The sequence below is a fragment of the Streptomyces sp. NPDC056361 genome, assembly GCF_042262805.1.
GTDB lineage: Bacteria > Actinomycetota > Actinomycetes > Streptomycetales > Streptomycetaceae > Streptomyces.
In genome coordinates this window covers 31,768-50,175 of sequence record NZ_JBHJQI010000057.1, presented here as the reverse complement: position 1 = coordinate 50,175, position 18,408 = coordinate 31,768, and the positions used below count along the sequence as shown (strand labels likewise).

Annotated in this window: 15 protein-coding genes and 1 pseudogene; 10 read left to right on the top strand and 6 right to left on the bottom strand. The window is 74.0% G+C overall.

Annotated elements, in window-relative coordinates; genetic code table 11:
- Positions 1 to 80 precede the first annotated feature (80 nt).
- The 4 genes and pseudogenes from ACFCY7_RS20210 to ACFCY7_RS20195 form a co-directional block, all read left to right on the top strand.
- A pseudogene (locus ACFCY7_RS20210) lies at positions 81 to 767 on the top strand (serine/threonine-protein kinase); the annotation flags it as partial.
- Between the two features lie 58 nt (positions 768 to 825).
- Positions 826 to 1,860, top strand: coding sequence for a hypothetical protein (locus tag ACFCY7_RS20205; RefSeq protein WP_376486926.1), 1,035 nt, complete (start codon positions 826 to 828; stop codon positions 1,858 to 1,860).
- Positions 1,861 to 1,902: 42 nt separating this feature from the next.
- On the top strand, positions 1,903 to 2,730 hold the full coding sequence (locus ACFCY7_RS20200; protein WP_376486920.1) for an EI24 domain-containing protein: 828 nt from the start codon (positions 1,903 to 1,905) through the stop codon (positions 2,728 to 2,730).
- An 11-nt stretch (positions 2,731 to 2,741) separates the two neighbouring features.
- On the top strand, positions 2,742 to 3,551 hold the full coding sequence (locus ACFCY7_RS20195; protein WP_376486917.1) for a pectate lyase: 810 nt from the start codon (positions 2,742 to 2,744) through the stop codon (positions 3,549 to 3,551).
- A gap of 30 nt (positions 3,552 to 3,581) precedes the next feature.
- On the opposite strand, the gene ACFCY7_RS20190 is transcribed toward ACFCY7_RS20195, so the two are convergent.
- Complete coding sequence (locus ACFCY7_RS20190; RefSeq protein ID WP_376486914.1) at positions 3,582 to 4,556, bottom strand: LysR family transcriptional regulator; 975 nt, start codon at positions 4,554 to 4,556, stop codon at positions 3,582 to 3,584.
- Between the two features lie 147 nt (positions 4,557 to 4,703).
- On the opposite strand from ACFCY7_RS20190, the gene ACFCY7_RS20185 reads away from it, so the two are divergent.
- A complete protein-coding gene (locus ACFCY7_RS20185; protein WP_376486911.1) occupies positions 4,704 to 6,890 on the top strand; it encodes a M4 family metallopeptidase in 2,187 nt (728 codons plus the stop codon).
- Positions 6,891 to 6,998: 108 nt separating this feature from the next.
- Here ACFCY7_RS20185 and ACFCY7_RS20180 read toward each other — a convergent pair whose 3' ends face one another.
- Together ACFCY7_RS20180 and ACFCY7_RS20175 are read right to left on the bottom strand one after the other, a co-directional pair.
- On the bottom strand, positions 6,999 to 7,712 hold the full coding sequence (locus ACFCY7_RS20180) for a carbon-nitrogen hydrolase family protein (protein ID WP_376486908.1): 714 nt from the start codon (positions 7,710 to 7,712) through the stop codon (positions 6,999 to 7,001).
- Between the two features lie 8 nt (positions 7,713 to 7,720).
- Entirely contained in the window at positions 7,721 to 8,659 is a 939-nt protein-coding gene (locus tag ACFCY7_RS20175; RefSeq protein WP_376486905.1) for a LysR family transcriptional regulator, read from the bottom strand.
- Positions 8,660 to 8,708: 49 nt separating this feature from the next.
- On the opposite strand from ACFCY7_RS20175, the gene ACFCY7_RS20170 reads away from it, so the two are divergent.
- Positions 8,709 to 9,506: an NAD(P)-dependent oxidoreductase gene (locus ACFCY7_RS20170; RefSeq protein WP_376486902.1), complete on the top strand. Its 798-nt coding sequence runs from the start codon at positions 8,709 to 8,711 to the stop codon at positions 9,504 to 9,506.
- On the opposite strand, the gene ACFCY7_RS20165 is transcribed toward ACFCY7_RS20170, so the two are convergent.
- Positions 9,503 to 10,210, bottom strand: coding sequence for a MerR family transcriptional regulator (locus ACFCY7_RS20165; protein ID WP_376486900.1), 708 nt, complete (start codon positions 10,208 to 10,210; stop codon positions 9,503 to 9,505). The two genes, ACFCY7_RS20170 and ACFCY7_RS20165, sit on opposite strands and share 4 nt — an antisense overlap.
- 197 nt (positions 10,211 to 10,407) lie before the next feature.
- Here ACFCY7_RS20165 and ACFCY7_RS20160 point away from each other — a divergent pair, with 197 nt between their 5' ends.
- A complete protein-coding gene (locus ACFCY7_RS20160; RefSeq protein ID WP_376486898.1) occupies positions 10,408 to 11,781 on the top strand; it encodes a DUF3533 domain-containing protein in 1,374 nt (457 codons plus the stop codon).
- A gap of 28 nt (positions 11,782 to 11,809) precedes the next feature.
- On the opposite strand, the gene ACFCY7_RS20155 is transcribed toward ACFCY7_RS20160, so the two are convergent.
- Positions 11,810 to 12,385 carry a TetR/AcrR family transcriptional regulator gene (locus ACFCY7_RS20155; RefSeq protein ID WP_376486895.1) on the bottom strand — a complete coding sequence of 192 codons (576 nt, stop codon included), beginning with the start codon at positions 12,383 to 12,385 and terminating at the stop codon, positions 11,810 to 11,812.
- Between the two features lie 158 nt (positions 12,386 to 12,543).
- Here ACFCY7_RS20155 and ACFCY7_RS20150 point away from each other — a divergent pair, with 158 nt between their 5' ends.
- Positions 12,544 to 14,997 (top strand): beta-glucosidase, encoded by a 2,454-nt coding sequence (locus tag ACFCY7_RS20150; RefSeq protein WP_376486892.1) that lies wholly within the window; start codon positions 12,544 to 12,546, stop codon positions 14,995 to 14,997.
- Positions 14,998 to 15,055: 58 nt separating this feature from the next.
- On the opposite strand, the gene ACFCY7_RS20145 is transcribed toward ACFCY7_RS20150, so the two are convergent.
- Positions 15,056 to 15,937 (bottom strand): SGNH/GDSL hydrolase family protein, encoded by an 882-nt coding sequence (locus tag ACFCY7_RS20145; protein WP_376486890.1) that lies wholly within the window; start codon positions 15,935 to 15,937, stop codon positions 15,056 to 15,058.
- Between the two features lie 259 nt (positions 15,938 to 16,196).
- Between ACFCY7_RS20145 and ACFCY7_RS20140 the strand changes: the two genes are divergently transcribed.
- Complete coding sequence (locus tag ACFCY7_RS20140; RefSeq protein ID WP_033205972.1) at positions 16,197 to 16,691, top strand: DUF3145 domain-containing protein; 495 nt, start codon at positions 16,197 to 16,199, stop codon at positions 16,689 to 16,691.
- 69 nt (positions 16,692 to 16,760) lie between these two features.
- On the top strand, positions 16,761 to 18,305 hold the full coding sequence (locus ACFCY7_RS20135; protein ID WP_376486885.1) for a PQQ-binding-like beta-propeller repeat protein: 1,545 nt from the start codon (positions 16,761 to 16,763) through the stop codon (positions 18,303 to 18,305).
- Positions 18,306 to 18,408: the final 103 nt, after the last annotated feature.

Here is an 18,408-nt window from a genome sequence, read left to right as displayed (position 1 = left end):
CCGCACACTGGGCGTGGGCCGCACCCCGACCGACGGGGGTGCGGCCCTCGCCGTGTCCGGGGCGGTGCGTCTGCGGCATCATGTCCGTGTCCAGCGGACGGGGGAGTCGAGTGTCGTCGCACAACGGGCCTGAGCAGGCCGGCCAAGGGCTCATCGGCGGGCGGTACCGCCTGGGGGAGCGGCTCGGACAGGGCGGCATGGGCGTCGTCCGGCGGGCCACCGACGAGCTGCTCGGCCGCCAGGTCGCGGTCAAGACCCTCGCGCTCGACGACGGGGCCGACCCGGCGGGCGCCCTGCGGGAGGCGCGGGTCGTCGCCCGGATCCGGCACCCCCACGTGGTCGTCGTCCACGACGTCGTCGAGCACGAGGGCCGGCCCGCGCTGGTGATGGAGCTGGTCGACGGCGGTTCGCTCGCCGACCGGCTGGCCGCCGGCCGCGTCCTGTCCGTCCGGGAGACCGCCCGCCTCGGCCTCGACCTGCTCGACGCGCTCGGCGCCGCCCACGCCCTCGACGTGCTGCACCGGGACGTGAAACCGGCCAACGTCCTCCTGGAGAAGGGCAGCGGCCGGGCGGTCCTCACCGACTTCGGCATCGCCAGCCTCCCCGGCGCCACCACGCTCAGCGGGACCGGCGTCTTCGTCGGGACCCCCGAGTACACCGCGCCGGAGCGCATGCAGGGCGCCGTCGCCGGACCGGCCTCCGACCTGTGGTCGCTCGGCGCGCTCCTCTGCGCGGCGGCGACGGGCACCTCGCCCTTCCGCCGCGACTCGATCGGCGCCGTCCTGCACGCCGTCGTCTACGAGGAGATCCGGCCGTCCGAGCCGGATGGGACCGCTCGTCCCGGTCGTCCAGGGCCTCCTCGAACGCGACCCGGACCTCCGTCTGAGCGCCGCCGACGCCCGCCGGATGCTCGCCGCCTGCGCGGCCGCCGACGACCCTGCCGACGCCCCGACCCCGGTCCGCCCCCCGACCGCACGGCCCGACACCGCGACGCCGCTCCACCCCCCGACGGAACGGCCCGAGGCCGCGACGCCCGTCCACCCTCCGTTCGTACGCCCCGACGGCCCGACGCCCGTCCGTCCGCCGACCGCGCACGACCACGGGCAGGCCGCGACTCCGCGGCAGCCCTCGACGCCGCGGGCGCCGGGCCACCCGGGCGGGCGTACGGACCCCGAAGGGCGTACGGACCCCGACGCGCTCACGGACCCCGCGGCCGGGCGCGCGGCCGGTGCCGGGGCCGGCCGGCGGGGTGGTCTCGTGCTGCCGTTCGTGGTCGCGGCCGTCGCCGCGTCGGTCGCCGCGGTGACGGTGGCGGTGCTGCTCGCGGGACGGGACGACCCGTCGACGGGGGCGGACGGTCCCCGGGCCGGCTCGTCGTCCCCGGCGACCGCGAACGCGCCCGCGCCCGGCCCCGCGCCCGCCGGGTACACGACCGTCGAGGACGAGCGCGGGTTCACGCTGGCCGTTCCCGCCGGGGCGCGCCGCTCGACCGACGGGGAGCGGGTGTTCTACACGACGGGGGACGGGGCGGTCTGGGTCGGGGTGCGGATCAGGGCGATCCCGGCCGGCGGGGCGATCGGGGTGATGCGGAGCGCGGACGCGGACGGCCCGAGGACGAACCGGGGGTACCGCGACGCGACGGTCGAGGAGACGCGGCACAAGGGGCTGCCCGCCGCCCGCTGGGAGTTCACGTGGAACGGCTTCACCAGCGCCGAGGGGCCGCGGCACACCGTCGACGTCTGCTGGGAGCAGGCCGGGACGCTGTACGACGTGTGGGCGTCGGCCCCGGTGGACCGCGCGGGGGAGGGCCGACGACACTTCGACACGGCCCTGGAGTCCTTCCGCACGTCCGGCCGCTGACCTGCCCGAAGGGGTGCCGGGGGCACCGATAGGGTGACCCCCATGCGTGATCTCGGGGTGGGTTTCAAGTACTTGCTGCAGGGCCAGAAGTGGGTGGGCCGGCACGGGCGGTGGTTCGGGTTCGGGCTGCTGCCCGGCCTGGTGACCCTCGTCCTGTACGCGGGCGCGCTCGTCGGTCTCGGTTACGGCGCCGACGACCTGGCGGCCTGGGCGACGCCGTTCGCGGACGACTGGACCTCGCCGTGGCTCGGGATCTTCCGCGGCACGCTGACGGCGCTCGTCTTCTCCTTCGGGTTCTTCCTCGCGGTCGTCACCTTCACCGCGGTCACGCTGCTCGTCGGCCAGCCCTTCTACGAGTCCCTCTCCGAGGAGGTCGACCGCAGCGAGGGCGGCGAGGTGCCCGAGTCCGGGCTGCCGCTCTGGCGCGAGCTGTGGATCTCCGCCCGGGACAGCCTGCGGGTCGTGCTGCGGGTCGCGTTCTACGGCGTCCTGCTCTTCGCCTGCGGTTTCATCCCGGTCGTCGGCCAGACCGTCGTGCCCGTCCTCGGCTTCTGCGTGTCCGGGTTCTTCCTCGCCGAGGAACTGACGGCCGTGGCGCTCCAGCGCCGGGGCGTCGAACTCAAGGAGCGGCTGCGGATGCTGCGCGGGCGCAGGCTGGCGGCCCTCGGCTTCGGCGTACCGCTGACGCTCGCGTTCCTCGTGCCGTTCGTCGCCGTGTTCCTCATGCCGGGGGCCGTCGCCGGCGCCACGCTGATGGTGCGCGACCTGCGCGGCGAGTCGGCCGACGACGACTCCGAGAAGAACGATCAAGAACGCGGCAACCTTCCTTCGACCGGTGGCGACCAGGGGGTGCACCACCTCCCCCACTGAAGAAGGAACACATGACGTCACACAAGCGGAAGACGGGTCGCCGCCGCGCGGTCATCGGCGGCCTGAGCGCCCTCGGTGTCACCGGGGCGGCGATCGTCACCAGCACCCTGCTCGCCCCGGCGGGCGCCGTCGCCGCCTGGCCGGAGGCCAAGGGCAGCAAGCCGGTCGCCACCACCATCGTGGTCTCCGGCACCTACGACGGAAAGCTCAAGCGCTTCTACGGCACCGGTGAGCTCGGCTCCGACGGCCAGAGCGAGAGCCAGAAGCCGGTCTTCGTCCTCAAGGACGGCGCCGTCCTCAAGAACGTCGTCATCGGCACCCCGGCCGCCGACGGGGTCCACTGCCTCGGCAGCTGCACCCTCCAGAACGTCTGGTGGGAGAACGTCGGCGAGGACGCCGCCACCTTCAAGGGCACCTCGGCGTCCTCGGTGTACGCGGTCCACGGCGGCGGCGCGAAGGGCGCCTCCGACAAGGTCTTCCAGTTCAACGGCGCCGGCAAGCTGGTCGTGAACAAGTTCCAGGTCGCCGACTTCGGCAAGCTCGTCCGCTCCTGCGGCAACTGCAAGAAGCAGTACCCGCGGACGATCCTGATCAACGACGTGGACGTCACCGCGCCCGGCAAGTCGATCGTCGGCGTCAACGCCAACTACGGCGACACGGCGACCCTGCGGAACATCCGCATCCACGGCGACGCCAAGAAGAAGATCAAGCCCTGCACCCGCTTCACCGGCAACAGCACCGGCAAGGAGCCCACGGAGATCGGCACCGGCCCGGACGGCACCACCTGCCGTTACGCGGCGGGCGACCTCTCGTACGACTAACCGCCGCACCGCGCCCGGTCCTCGGGACGCTCAGCCTTCGAGGACCGGGTGCAGTTCCGGGCGGGCGTCCCACCAGGCCCGGTGGAAGGCGTTGTTGTCGATGTTCGCCAGATAGGCGCGGGCCGCGGCCCGGTACAGCAGCTCGGCGTGCGGGGCCGGGACCGCGGCCCGGTTCCAGGCGAGCCGGATCCGCCCGATGACCGGGTCGCCCTCCAGGGGCCGCAGCACCGTCCCTTCGGCGGGCGGGGCGGTCGGCTGGCTCATCGAGACGGCCCGGCCGGCGGCGATCAGACCGTAGTGCATCTGCCGGTCGGCCACCCGGTGCCGCAGCACGGGCGTGAACCCGGCCTTCGCGCAGGCGGCCACCAGCGCCTCGGGGCCGCCGTCGTCGTCCTCGACCAGCGTCATCCACGACTCGCCGGCCAGCTCGGACAGCGCGATCCGGTCCTTCCCGGCCAGCGGGTGCGCCGCCGAGAGCCGCACGCAGAACGGCTCCTTGGGGACCAGCGTCCGGGCCGTGGTCCCCTCGGGCAGCGCCACCTCGTGGTCGTTGACCTCCCCGTACAGGACGGCGTCGTAGCGTCCCGCGCCGAGCTGCCGGGTCAGCGTCGTCGCCGAGTGCTCCACGTTCACCGAGACGTCCTGCCCGGTGCCGAGCCCCGCCATGACCTGCTCCAGCTCCCCGATCAGCCGGTCGACGAGGACGAGCAGGATGCAGCCGAGGCGCAGCGGGGTGTGCGGGGCGACGGCCCGGGCCCCGGCGGCCAGCGCGTCCATCTCGCCGAGCACGAGGCGCGCCTTGGAGAGGACGAACTCGCCCAGCGGCGTGGGCTCCACGCCGTGCCGGCCGCGGAGGAACAGCTCCCCGCCGGCGACCCGTTCGATCCGGCGCAACTGCGCCGAGAGGGCCGGCTGCGAGACCCCGAGGCGCCCCGCCGCGCGCCCCAGACTGCCCGCTTCCGCTATCCGGCAGACGGCCTCAAGATGCCTCAACTCCAGCTGCATTTCAGCAGCGTACGCAGCACCGCGCGGGCGCACCATAACCCGCGTCTTATGCCGCGTGAGATGTCCCGAACTGGCCATGTCCACGCCCATACTCGGCGCGACGATCCGTCTCCCCCACCTCGATCCACACCCCGATCGGAGCAGACGTTGCACCCCACCAGACTCACGGCGACCGTGGCCGCCCTGGCCCTGTCGGCGAGCCTCGCGACCGCCCTCGCCGGCACCGCCAGCGCCGTGCCCCAGGCGCAGCCCGTACCTCCGGGTCACGGCAAGTCCCTCGCGCTCGCGGCCGCCGACGGCGCCGCGGCGAGCGGCCTCGACGAGCTGCGGCACGGCGCCGACGAGGACCTCGTCCGGACGTCCGTCACCCCTTGGGCGAACGGCCTGTACTACGCGTCGTACGAGCGCACCTACCGCGGCCTCCCGGTCGTCGGCGGCGACGCGGTCGTCGTCACCGACAGCACCGGCAAGGTCCGCGAGGTCACCGGCGCCCCCGCCCCGGCCATCAAGCTCTCCACCAAGGCCAAGGTCACCGCCGACGCCGCCCTCGCCACCGCCCGCGGGCAGCTGGCGTCGGTCGAGAGCGCGAGTGCCCCCGAGCTGACCGTCCTCCTCAAGGGCGGCAAGGCCGTGCTGACCTGGCACACCCTGGTCATCGGCCGGACCGCGAAGGACGCGCCCAGCTCCCTCGACACCTACGTCGACGCCCGCACCGGCGCCGTCGCCCGCGCCACCGACAAGATCCTGCACGCGGACGGCCGCGGCTACCACAACGGCAACGTCACCATCGACACCGCCGCCTCCTCGATGACCGACACCAGCCGCGGCGGCTTCAAGTGCGGCGGCCAGAACGGCAGCGCCTACACGGGCTCCTCGCCGTGGGGCAACAACGGCGCCAACGACCTGGTGACCGCCTGCGTCGACATCATGTACGCGGCGCAGAAGGAACACTCCATGCTCAAGGAGTGGTTCGGCTACAACGGCCAGAACGGTCAGGGCGGCATGGTCCCGGCCCGCGCCGGACTCTCCGAGGTCAACGCCTACTACGACGGCACGAAGACGACCTACGGGCGGGCCCAGACCGGTTCCAACCAGCTCACCGGCATCGACGTCGTGGCGCACGAGTACGGCCACGAGATCTTCGACCGGACGCCGGGCAGCTCGGGCTCGTCCAACGAGAACGGCGGCATGAACGAGTCGACGGGCGACATCTTCGGCGCGCTCACCGAGCACTACGCCAACAACCCGAACGACACCCCGGACTACACGGTCGGCGAGAAGGTCAACTTCTTCGGCGACGGCAAGCCGATCCGGAACATGTACAACCCCTCGCTCGTCGGCAACGACCCCAACTGCTACCCGCAGTTGACCTCGGGCACCGAGGTGCACGCGGCGGCCGGCCCGCAGAACCACTGGTTCTACCTGCTCGCCGAGGGCTCCAACCCGGGCGGCGGCAAGCCCAGCAGCCCCATATGTTCCGGCGGTCCGTCCTCCGTGACCGGCATCGGCATCCAGAAGGCCGGCAAGGTCTTCATGGGCGCCCTGCTGATGAAGACCTCCTCCTGGAACCACCTCGCCGCCCGCAAGGCGACGCTGACCAGCGCCAAGAACACCTACGGCAGCGTCGAGTGCAACGCGGTGAAGGCGGCCTGGAACGCGGTCGGCGTCCCGGCCCAGTCCGGTGAGACCGACTGCGGCGGCACCACCACCCCGGACTTCTCGCTCGCCCTGAACCCGTCCTCGGGCTCGGTGCAGGCCGGCGCCTCCGTCACCTCCACGGTGAACACCTCCACCACCGGCGGCAGCGCGCAGACCGTCCAGCTCTCCGCGAGCGGCGCGCCGAGCGGCGTCACCGTCTCCTTCAGCCCCACCTCGGTGACCTCGGGCTCCTCGTCCACCATGACCGTCCAGGTCGCGGCGGGCACCGCCAACGGCACCTACCCGATCACCGTCACCGGCACGGGATCCGCCACCCACACGGTCACGTACCAGCTGTCGGTCGGCACCACGACCCCGCCCACCGGCTGCTCCGGCGCAGAGAACACCTACCAGGGCACCCTGACCTCCGGCCAGGCCCAGGCGCAGCCGGACGGCTCGTACTACTACTCCGCCACCGCCGGCACCCACACGGGCTGCCTCCGCGGCCCGGCCGGCGCCGACTTCGACCTGTACCTGCAGAAGTGGAACGGGTCGGCCTGGGCGGACGTGGCGGTCGGCGGCACGGCGTCGGCCGACGAGGACACCAGCTACTACGGCACCGCGGGCTACTACCGGTACGTGGTGCACGCGTACAGCGGTTCCGGTGCGTACACGCTGGGCCTGAGCGCCCCGTAGCGGGGGCGGGGCGCCGTCGCGGACCGGGGGTTCCGTGACGGCGTCCCACGAGCCGGGCGGCCGTATGTCCCACGGCCGCCCGGCTTCGCGCGTCCCGGTCCCGGGCGGTCAGCCGACCTCGGCGAGCGCGAAGCCCGGACCGGCGTCGCCCGCGTCCGCGATCCGTTCGCCGTCCGGACCCCAGGCGCCGGCCCGGCCGGCGCCGACCCCGTCCTCGTTGCTCCCCAGGACGTTGCCGAGGACCACGTGCAGGCCGAAGTCGCGGGCCCGCACCGGATACACCGCCTCGAACGAGTCGTTGTCGGCGGACAGCACCGAACTCGCCAGGTACACCGAGCAGCCGGCGGCGGCGGCCCGCTCGGCCAGTTCGGGGAAGCGGTTGTCGTAGCAGGTGGCCAGCGCGAACCCGACCCCGTCGAGCGTGAACCGGCCGTCGGCGGTGCCCGGTGCGAACACCTCGGCCTCCACGCCGTACAGGTTCCGCTTGTCGTAGCGGGTGAGGAGCGAGCCGTCCGGGCCGATGACGAGCGTGCCGAGACCGGGCCGTGAACCGCCGTTCCGCACCGGGCCGTTGACCACGGCCGCCGCACCGGCGGCCCGGCACGCCTCCCGGACGGGCGCGAGGCGGGCGTCGTCCTCGGCGAGGACGAGGCCGGGGGTGTCCCGGATCAGGGACGGCTCGTACCCCGTCAGGCAGAGCTCCGCGAAGACGACCACACGGGCCCCCTCCGCCCCGGCGGCCCGGACCAGGCCGGCGATCGTACGGACGTTGGCGTCGATGTCCCCGGCGACCGGGGCGAACTGGGTGGCTGCGACGATCATGGCCCCCATCATCCCGCCCGGCCGCCGCGCGGGAACCCCGGGGAGCCCCGCAGCGCCTCCGCCGTCTCCCGCAGCACCTCCAGGAACGCGGTCGCCGCCGCCGTGGGGACCGGCGGGGTCGCCGCGTGGATCCGGCGGTACGGGACGTCGTCCGGATGGATCCGGACGAGCGTGACGTCCCTGCGCACGGACGCCGCCGCGAGCGCCGGGACGAGCGTGACGCCGAGCCCGGCGGCCACCGCGCCCAGCTTGGCGATCCAGTCGTGCGCGATCAGCCCCGTGCGCGGCCGGAACCCGGCGGCGACCGCCGGACGGAAGAGGGTGTCCTCCAGGCGCTCGTTGCCGACGATCCACTCCTCCCCGGCGAGTTCGGCGAGCCGCACCGCCCGCCGCCCCGCGCGCGCGTGCCCCCGCGCCAGGGCCACCAGCATCGGCTCGTCGAGCAGGTGGTGCAGGACCACGCCCTCCGGCGGGGGAGCGGTGACGGCCGGACTGACCACCGCGAGGTCCAGCTCCCCGGCGGCGAGCAGCCCCAGGTGCTTCACGGACGGCCCCTCGGTGCGGGTGACCGCCACCCCCGGGTGGCGCGCCCGGAACACGGCCTGCGCGCCGGGGACGAGCGCCGCGTTGGCGCTGGAGAACGAGCCGAGCCGGAGCAGCCCGCCCTCCAGGGTGCGCAGCGCCTCCAGTTCGGCCCGCGCCGCGACCAGCCGGTCCCGTACGGCCTCGGCGTGCGGCAGCAGCACCCGGCCGGCCTCGGTCAGCCGCACCCCGCGCGGCAGGCGCTCGAAGAGCACCGCGGCCGTCTCGTCCTCCAGGGCCTGGACCTGGCGGGAGACCGCGGACTGGGTGTAGCCGAGGACGCGGGCGGCGGCGGTGAAGGACCCCTCCCGGGCGACGGCGAGGAACGCTTCGTACAGGCCATGCGAGACGGGCATGCCGACCATGCTAGACATTCGCTTGTCGCATGTGAGGCGCGGACCTAGCGTCGAGGACATGGAGAACACGCAGCAGAAGATCGCCTTCCTCGGCCTCGGGTCCATGGGGCTCCCCATGGCCCGCCGACTCCTCGACGCCGGACACCCGTTGACCGTCTGGAACCGCACGGCCGCCAAGGCCGACGACCTCGTCGCCGACGGCGCCGTCCGGGCCGCGAGCCCCGCCGAGGCCGTCCGGGACGCCGACGTCGTCGTCACGATGCTGGCGGACCCGGCCGCCGCGCTCGCCGTCGCGGACGCGCTGATCCCGGCGCTGCGTCCCGGCACCCACTGGATCGACACCTCGACGGTCGGCCCGGACACCGTCCGTGCCCTGGCCGCCCGGCTCCCCGCCGGGGTCACCCTGATCGACGCGCCCGTCATGGGCAGCGTCGACCGGGCCGCCTCCGGCGACCTGCTGATCCTCGCGGGCGGCGACACCGCGCCCGTCGCCGCCGTCCTCGACCGGCTCGGCGCGACCACCCCGTGCGGCGGGCCCGGGGCGGGCGCCGCCCTCAAGCTCGTCCTCATCAACGCGGCCATCGGCGGGGTCGCCCTGGTCGCCGAGGCCCTCGCGCTCGCCGGAGCCCTCGGCCTGCCCCGGGACCTCGCGCTCCGCACCCTCGGCGCGGGCCCCCTCGCGGGCGCCGTCGGCCGCGCCACCGCGACCGGCTCGTACTTCCCCGTCGCCCTCGCCGCGAAGGACGTCGCCCTGGCGACCTCGTCGGCGAAGCTCCCCGTCCTGGAAGCCGTCCACGGCTTCCTCACCCGGGACCCGGCCCTGCTCGCCGAGGACCTCGCCGCCGTCGCCGGCTAAGGGGTGTCCGCGGGGTCCGGGTCGGGGTCCGGGTCCGGGCCGGGGTGCGGGGCGGTCGGCTCGTCCGGGCGGGCCCAGATGCCGCGCCGCCGGGTCTCGTTCTCCTGGGCGAGGCGGCGCAGGACGGCCAGGACCGGCTCCAGGAGGAGTACGACGACGGCGGCGTGCTCGGCCAGCTTGAAGCGGTCCTCGGCGCCGTCGAGTTCCTTGATCCGGTCGAGGTCGAGCCTGGCGGCGGAGGCGGCCAGTTCGGCGTACGGCAGCAGGTCCTCGGTGCGGTAGTCGGCGCCGATGCGGGCGAGGTCCATGAGGCTCGCGGCGAGGGCGCGGCGGTGGGGCGAGTCCTCGGAGACGTCCCAGCCCATGACCCGCAGCAGTTCGTCGACCCGGGGCGCCTGCTCGTCCACCGCGTCCGTCTCGGCGGCGTCGACCGGCGTGGGCAGCGCGTAGTGCACGACGCCGAGCGTGGCGAGCGGATCGAGGGGCTCGTCCATGGCGGTGAGGACGTCGCGGGTGGCGGCGATCGACAGGCCGCCGCGGGCGGTCAGGGCGCGGATCAGGCGCAGGCGCTGGAGGTGCTCGTCCCCGTACAGGCTCAGCGTGGCTCCCAGCTGCCGGCCGGGCGGCAGCAGGCCCTCGCGCAGGTAGTACTTGATCGTCCCGACCGGCGTTCCGGACAGGCGGCTCAGGTCGGAGATTCTCATGCGCGCTCTCGCTCGGTGCGTTCTGTGTGTGACCAGTCTCCCAGGCGTTCCGGTGGACGCCCTCAGTTGGATAGTGCAACTCTTCAACTGGAAAGTGATACTTTCCAGTGTGCCGTCCACCTGCGAAGACGGCGCCCGACCCCTCCTGTCGATCCGAGCGCCCCGCCGGCGCGCCACCGAAACCGGAGCCTCTCGTCATGCCCGAACCGACCCCCTTGCTCCGGGTGAGCGCCAGCGGTCTGCTGCGCCGCCGCGGGATATGGCTGCCCTCGGCGGTCGTCCTCGGCCTGCTGTCCCTCGTCCTGTCGATGCTCTACCTGGGAGCCAACAACGACCCGGTCGGTTCGACGAAGGACCTGCCGATCGCCCTGGTCGACGCCGACCGGGGAGTGGAGACGGCCGGACGGCGGATCGACCTCGGTGCGCAGATCGCCACCCGGATCACCGGCTCCGCGGAGCTGGGGGACAAGGTCTCCTGGAAGAAGGTCGACCGCCGCACCGCCGACGACCTGCTCGCCCGGGGCAAGGTGTTCGGCGCGCTCGTCATCCCGGAGGACTTCTCCGCCTCGGTGAGCGCGCTCGCCGGACCGGCCCAGCGCACACCGCACCCGCCGACCATGACGGTGCTGACCAACCCCGCGGCCGGAAGCTTCGGTTCCGGCATGGCCGCCGAGATCAACCGCAAGGTCGTCGCCACCACCTCCGCGCAGGTGGGCCACGGGCTCGCCCAGGAGCTAGAGCGGAAGGCCGCCCGACCCGCCGCACCCGCCCAGGCCGCCCGTCCGGCCGTGCCCGCCGCCGCCCAGCTGATGATCGCCGACCCCGTGAAGGCGGTCGTCGAGGAGGGGCACCCGCTCGGCACCCACAGCGGCCTCGGGCTGAGCGCCTTCTTCTACGCCCTCGTGCTGGTCCTCGGCGGCATGCTGGGCGCCAACGTGATCCACAGCCAGGTGGACACGGCGCTCGGCTACATGGCCAACGACAAGGGGCCGTTCCGCTTCGTCAAGCCCGCCCAGCACATCACGCGGGTGCAGCACTTCGCGGTCTGCTCGGTGCTCATGGTCGTCCTGTCGATGCTGACCTCCGCGCTCGCGATGGCCGGTGCCGTCGGCGTCGTCGGCATCGACGCCTCGCACCTGGGCCTGCTGTGGGTCTTCGGCTCGTGCGCCACGGCGGCGATGGGCATCACGGCCCTGGCCCTGCTCGCCGTCTTCGGCACCCCGGGCCCCATCGTCTCCATGCTGGTCCTGATCGGCCTGGCCATCCCGTCGGCCGGCGCCACCATCCCGCTCCAGGCGCTCCCGGACTTCTACCGCTTCCTGGCGGAGTTCGAGCCGTTCCGCCAGGTGGTCGACGGCGTGCGGTCCATCCTCTACTTCGGCGCCCGGACCGACGCGGGACTCGGACGCGCCTGGACCATGACCGTCCTCGGATTCGCCGTGTCGCTCGCCCTCGGCCTCGCGTTCACCCGCCTCTACGACCGCAGGGGGCTGCACCGCTCGGCCCTCCGGCTGCACGGGGCCGATCCCGGACCTCGACCGGCCGCCGCCCGGGTCGCGTCCGCGACGTAGGGCGGGGCGGGGCTCCGAGGGCACCCCTCTAGGGGGTGTCCTCGTCCTCGCGCAGCAGGCGCAGGAAGTCCCGGAAGGCGCCCGGCATGTCCACCGCCGAGGGGTCCAGGAGCCACTGGTACTGGAGCCCGTCCATCACCGCCGTGAGCAGCGGCGCCGCCCGTTCCGGGGTGAGTCCGCCGGGCAGCCGCTCGCCGAACTCCAGCCGCAGCACGTCCGCCATGTTGGCCCTGACCTGTGCGTACCGCTCGGTGAAGAACGTCCGCGCCGGATGCCCGTCCGTGACGCTCTCGCCGAGCAGGGCGGAGAAGGTCTGCACGATCCCCGGCCGCATGGCGTTGTACTCGACGAGCGATTCCAGCAGGTCGAGCCGCCAGCCCTCGCGGTCCCGGCCGCCGCTGGTGTCCCAGCGGTCGCGCTCCTCCAGGACGGCGACGAGCAGCGCCTCCTTCGTCGGGAAGTAGTGCAGCAGGCCCTGCTGGGTCAGCCCGACGCGCTCGGCGACGGAGCCGAGGGTGGCGCCCCGGTAGCCGCGCTCGGCGATCACTTCGAGGGCGGCGCGCAGGATGTCCGCGCGTCGCTCCTCGCTCCTGGCCCGCACCATCGCCGTGGCCTCCTCTCGCAGGTTCGTCCCGACAGGACGGTACCCCTTCGCCCCGCCGTTGAAGTAACGGATGGATAACGTAACCTACCGATCTACAGGTAGGTGGGTGCACGATGGGCGCATCGGGGTCATCGGTACGTCAACGAGGAGGTACGGCCATGGCGGAGAACAGCGCGGAGACCGCGAGGAACGCGGCCGTCGAGACGGCGCTCGGCAAGCTCGACCTGGACACCAAGGCGCGGCTGCTCGGCGGCCAGGACATGTGGTCCCTGCCCGCCCTGCCGGAGATCGGCCTGAAGTCCCTGGTCATGTCCGACGGCCCCATCGGCGTCCGCGGCGTCCGCTGGACCGCCGACGACCCGTCCGTCGCCCTGCCGTCCCCGACCGCGCTCGCCGCCGCCTGGGACCCCGCGCTCGCCCGCCGGGCCGGCCGCCTCCTCGCCCAGGAGGCCCGCCGCAAGGGCGTCCACGTCCTCCTCGCGCCCACGGTCAACCTGCACCGCACCCCGCTCGGCGGCCGCCACTTCGAGGCGTACAGCGAGGACCCCTTCCTCACCGGCGCCGTCGGCACCGGCTACGTCCAGGGCGTCCAGGACGGCGGCGTCGGCACCACCGTCAAGCACTTCGTCGCCAACGACGCCGAGACCGACCGCTTCACCGTCGACAACAAGGTCGCCCCGCGCCCGCTCCGCGAGGTCTACCTCGCCCCCTTCGAGGCCATCGTCAGGAACGCCCACCCCTGGGGCATCATGACCGCCTATAACCGGGTCAACGGCGTGACGATGACCGAGCACCGGTACCTCGTGAACGAGGTCCTGCGCGGCGAGTGGGGCTTCGACGGCTACAACGTCTCCGACTGGATGGCCGCCCGCTCCACCACCGGCGACATCGAGGGCGGCCTCGACGTCGCCATGCCCGGCCCCGTCACCGTGTACGGCGAGGCCCTCGCGGCCGCCGTCCGCGCCGGCGAGGTCGAGGAGGCCGCCGTCGACGCGGCCGTGCGCAACGTCCTGCGGCTCGCCGCCCGCGTCGGCGCCCTCGAAGGCGCCCCGCCGGTCGTCACCGAACCCCCGGCCCCGATCGACGGCGACGCCCTCGCCCGCGAGATCGCCCGCCGCGGCTTCGTCCTCGTGCGCAACGAGAACGCGGCCCTGCCCCTCGCGGCCGGCCGCACCGTCGCCCTCTCCGGCGCCGCCGCCCGCGACGCCCGCGTCCTCGGCGGCGGCTCCGCCCAGGTCTTCCCCGACCACGTCGTCTCCCCGCTCGACGGCCTCGCCGCCGCCCTCCCCGACGGCGCCCTCACCTTCACCGTCGGCGCCGACCCCAGCGAGGAACTCACCCCCGCCGATCAAGGGTTCGCCCTCCGGGCCCGCTGCCGCGACGCCGAGGGCCGGCTCCTCGGCGAGGGCTCCCTGCCCAACGGCCAGGTCCAGTGGATCGGCGACGACCTGCCGGCCGGCGTCACCCACGAGGCCCTCGCCTCCATCGAGGTCGTCGGCACCTACACCCCGCGCGAGACCGGCGAGCACTCCTTCGGCACCCGCGGCCTCGGCGCCTTCGCCCTCGCCGTCGCCGGCGAGACCGTCTTCGAGGGCGTCCAGGCCATGGGCTCCGAGACCGACCCCTTCGAGGCCTTCTTCGGCTCCCCGGTCGAGCGCGCCAAGGTCGCGCTCACCGCCGGCGAGACCGTCGAGGTCTCCCTCCTCCACACCCTCGACAAGGAGTTCGCGGCCCCGCTGCCGGCCGTCATGTTCTCCTTCGTCCACCTCGGTCCGCGCCGTGACCCCGACGAACTGATCGCCGAAGCCGTCGAAGCGGCCCGCGCCGCCGACACCGCCGTCGTGGTCGTCGCCACCACCGAGCGCGTCGAGTCCGAGGGCTTCGACCGCAAGGACCTCGCCCTCCCCGGCCGCCAGGACGACCTCGTGCGGGCCGTCGCCGCCGCCAACCCGAACACCGTCGTCGTCGTCAACGCCGGCTCCCCGGTCGAACTGCCCTGGCGCGAGGACGTGGCCGCGATCCTCCTCGGCTGGTTCCCCGGCCAGGAGGGCGGCGCCGCCCTCGCCGACGTCCTCACCGGCGCCGAGGAGCCCGGCGGCCGCCTCCCCACCACCTGGCCCGTCGCCCTCGCCGACGTCCCCGTCACCGAGGTCACCCCCACCGGTGGCGAACTCGACTACGCCGAGGGCGTCTTCGTCGGCTACCGCGCCTGGGACAAGGCCGGCGCGGTCCCCGCGTACCCCTTCGGCCACGGCCTCGGCTACACGACCTGGTCGTACGACTCCCTGGTCGCCGGCCCCGCCGACGGCGATGGCGGCACGGTCACCGTCCGGCTCACCAACACCGGCGACCGCACCGGCCGCGAGGTCGTCCAGATCTACCTGGCGCCGACCGGCGACACGGTGGAGCGCCCCGCCCGCTGGCTGGCCGGCTTCGCGAGCGTCGAGGCCGCCCCCGGCGAGACCGTCGAGGCCGGGATCGCGCTGCCCCGCCGCGCCTTCGAGATCTGGGACGAGGAGAAGAACGACTGGACCCTCGTCACCGGCGCCTACGAGGTCGTCGCCGCCCACTCCCTCGCGGACGCCCGCCTGACGACCGCCCTCGACGTCTGATCCCGGACGTCCCCCTGACCGGCCCCGGGGCGGAACCTGACAACCGCCCCGGGGTCCCTCACTCCTTCGTGATCCGCCGGTACGCGAGCTCCGCGAGCCGCGCCTGCCCGTCCTTGCTCGGATGGAACCAGTCCCAGGGGCTCAACTGGCCGCCGTCGAACCGGAAACCGAAGACCGCCCCGCCGTCGTACCGGCAGCGCGCGTCCTTGGCGCAGACCTCCTTCAGGACCCGGTTGTACGCCACCACCCGGTCCCGCACCTCGGCCCGCCGCCGCTCCGCCGCGGGGCCGAGGTCCTCCGCGTCCGCGAGCATCGAGCCGCAGATCCCCAGCTTCCACACCTGCAGGCCGAGCGGGCTGACCCGCCCCGTCGACCACAGGTGCCTCAGGTCCGGCACGCTCGACACGTACACCTGCGCCTTCGGCGCGCCCGCCCGCAGCCGGGCGAGCGCCGTCTCGAAGGAGGCGCGGAAGTCGGCGACCGGGGTCATCGCCCCGGGGGTCGGACGGCAGGCGTCGTTCGCGCCCATCATCACCGTCACCAGCTCGGGCTTCTCCGCCGCCGCCCCCGCCATCTGCTCCGGCAGCTCCGCCATCCGGGCGCCCGTCCGGGCCAGGTTCCAGCTGTGCGTGGCCACCTTCGCCGGGCCGAGCAGCCGCAGCGCCAGGCTGTTCACGGCCGCGTCCGTCCCGGTCGCCCACGACACCTCGGGGCAGTCCGCGAGGACCGAGCAGGCGTCGAAGGCGCGGGTGACGGAGTCGCCGACGGCGGCGACGGAGGCGGGGGAGACGTCCCAGAGGGGCGTCGCCTTCGGCACCGGTCTCGCCGAGGGGACCTTCGCCGCCGGCTCCCCGGCCGTACAGCCGGCGAGCGCCCCCGCGCACAGCAGCCCCGCCGTCGCGACGGCGACGGCGGTACGGAATCGGCGTCGGCCGCGCATCCCGGGCCCCTCCTTCGGCGTCCTGGCGAGTGAAAGCTTCGTGTTCACCCGCCCCCGGACCGACCGTACGTCACACCGATGACGGTGCGGCACGGTAGCTTTTCCCCCGTCGAACCAGAGGCGCCTTTGCCGACCGGCTCCGGTAAATTACATCACGTCACTTCCTGCCCCCTTTTTGACGGTTTGTGACGTTTTACTCCTGATGCTGTTTACTGAGGCCGCTGGGAAAGGCGAACCTCGTCCCACACTGGAGGTCCCGGTGACGACACGTGGAGTCCTGTACGTACACTCCGCACCGCGCGCGCTCTGCCCGCACGTCGAATGGGCGGTGGCGGGCGTCCTCGGTGCGAGGGTCCAGCTCGACTGGATCCGCCAGCCGGCGTCCCCCGGCACCTGGAGAGCCGAGTTCTCCTGGCAGGGCCAGACCGGCACCGCCTCCAAACTCGCCTCCGCACTGCGCGGCTGGCAGATGCTCCGCTTCGAGGTCACCGCGGAACCCTGCCCCACCGCCGAGGGCGAGCGCTACAGCGCCACCCCCGACCTCGGCATCTTCCACGCCGTCACCGGCATGCACGGGGACATCCTGATCCCCGAGGACCGGCTGCGGGCCGCCCTCGCGCGCTCCCTGCAGGGCGAGACCCAGCTGGAGGCCGAGGTCGCCAAGCTCCTCGGCAAGCCCTGGGACGACGAACTGGAACCCTTCCGGTACGCCGGCGAGGGAGCCCCCGTCCGCTGGCTGCACCAGGTCGTCTGACGGGTCCTCACCGACACGCTGTAGATTCCGCCCGGGGCGCGCAGGGGGCGCGCCGGTGGGGGGATGGACATGAAGCGCGACGGTGTGGCCGGTGCCTTGTTCGGCGCCGCGACGGTCTTCACAGCGGCCGGGGTCATCGGCGGCTCCTGGCCCACGGGCTGGGCGGCCGTCGTCTGCGCCCTCGTGTGCGCCGCCCTGGGCGCCACGCTCCTCGCGGCCCGGCGCGGCCGCCGCACCGCCCCCGAGGTCCGGGACGCGGCACCGCTCCCGGGCTCCGGCACGAACGACACCGACACCCGCGCCCCGCGCACCGGTCCCGACAAGACCGACGCAGAACCCCGCACCGCGGCGCCGGGACGGGCCTCGATCGTGGCCGCGGCCGCGGTGTGGACGCTCGCGCTGATCGCCGCCGGCGTCTGGGTCGACGACGACGCCGACGACACCGCGGCGACGGGCAAGGCGCCCGCGAAACCCGCGCCCACCGCGTCGCGCCTCGACGACCGGCCGGCCGTCGCCTGGTCCGTCCCGGCCGTCGGCCAAGTGGGCGACGACGCCATCGGCTTCTGGGGCCTCGGCTCCACCGTCGCCCAAGGCCGGATCGACGGGCTCTTCGCGTACGACGGGGCCGACGGCCGCGTCCGGTGGAGCGTGCCCGCGCCGACCCGCGAGGCCCTGTGCGCGATGACCCCGGACACCGAGGAGGGCGTCGGGCTCGTCGCGTACGGCCGGCACGACAAGCCGTGCGCCACCGTGCTGGCCGTCCGCGCCTCCGACGGCAAGGTCCTGTGGAAGAAGAACCTCGGCGGGGACGGCCTCGTCGAGGGCACCCTCGCCGTCGGCGGCACCACCGCCGTCGGCGCCGAGGACCGGACCGTCCGGGCCCGTGACACGGAGTCCGGCGAGCAGCGCTGGCAGCGGCCGGTGCCCGAGGGCTGCGAGACCCTGGCGGTCGACGCCGACGCCACCCGGACGCTCCTCGTCGAGCAGTGCGGCAAGGGCGCCCGGCTCCTCGCCCTGGACACCCGTACCGGCGCGCGGCGGTGGACCCGCGACCTGCCCGTGGAGTCCAAGGCGACGGCGGCGGTCGTCTCCGTCTCCCCGGTCGTCGTCGCGGTGAACGAGGCGGACACCCGCGGCACCCAGGCCTTCCTCGGCTTCGACGATGCGGGCGCCCCGACCGTGAGCGTGCCCCTCTCCGGACCCGACGGAGTCCTCTCCGCCCCGCAGGGCGTCACCCACGACGACGCCCTGCGGCCCGTCGTCCGCGACGGCCTCCTCGTCACCCTTGCCCAGCAGGAGTCGCTCGTCGCCGACAACGTCGTCGCGTACTCCCTGAAGGACGGCCGGAAGACCTGGTCGTACCACGCGGAACACCAGACGATGGCGCTCGCCGCGGAGTCCGACGGCCGGTTCGCCGTCCTGGAGAACGAGAACGGGGGCAGCATCGCCCTCCTCGACCCCGCCACCGGCAAGGCCACCGCCCGCCTCGTACCGGACACCGCCAAGCCCGTGGCGCTGTCCATCTACCCCGAACTCGTCCCCGTCCCCGGCGGCCACGTCGTCCTCAACCAGATCCTCATGCGCGCGGAACCGGCGGCCTTCGCGCTGCGCTGACACACGGGAAAGGCCCACCCCGACCGGGGTGGGCCTCTCACGCCAGACGTGGATCAGACCGTACGGAACGCCAGGACCACGTTGTGGCCGCCGAAGCCGAACG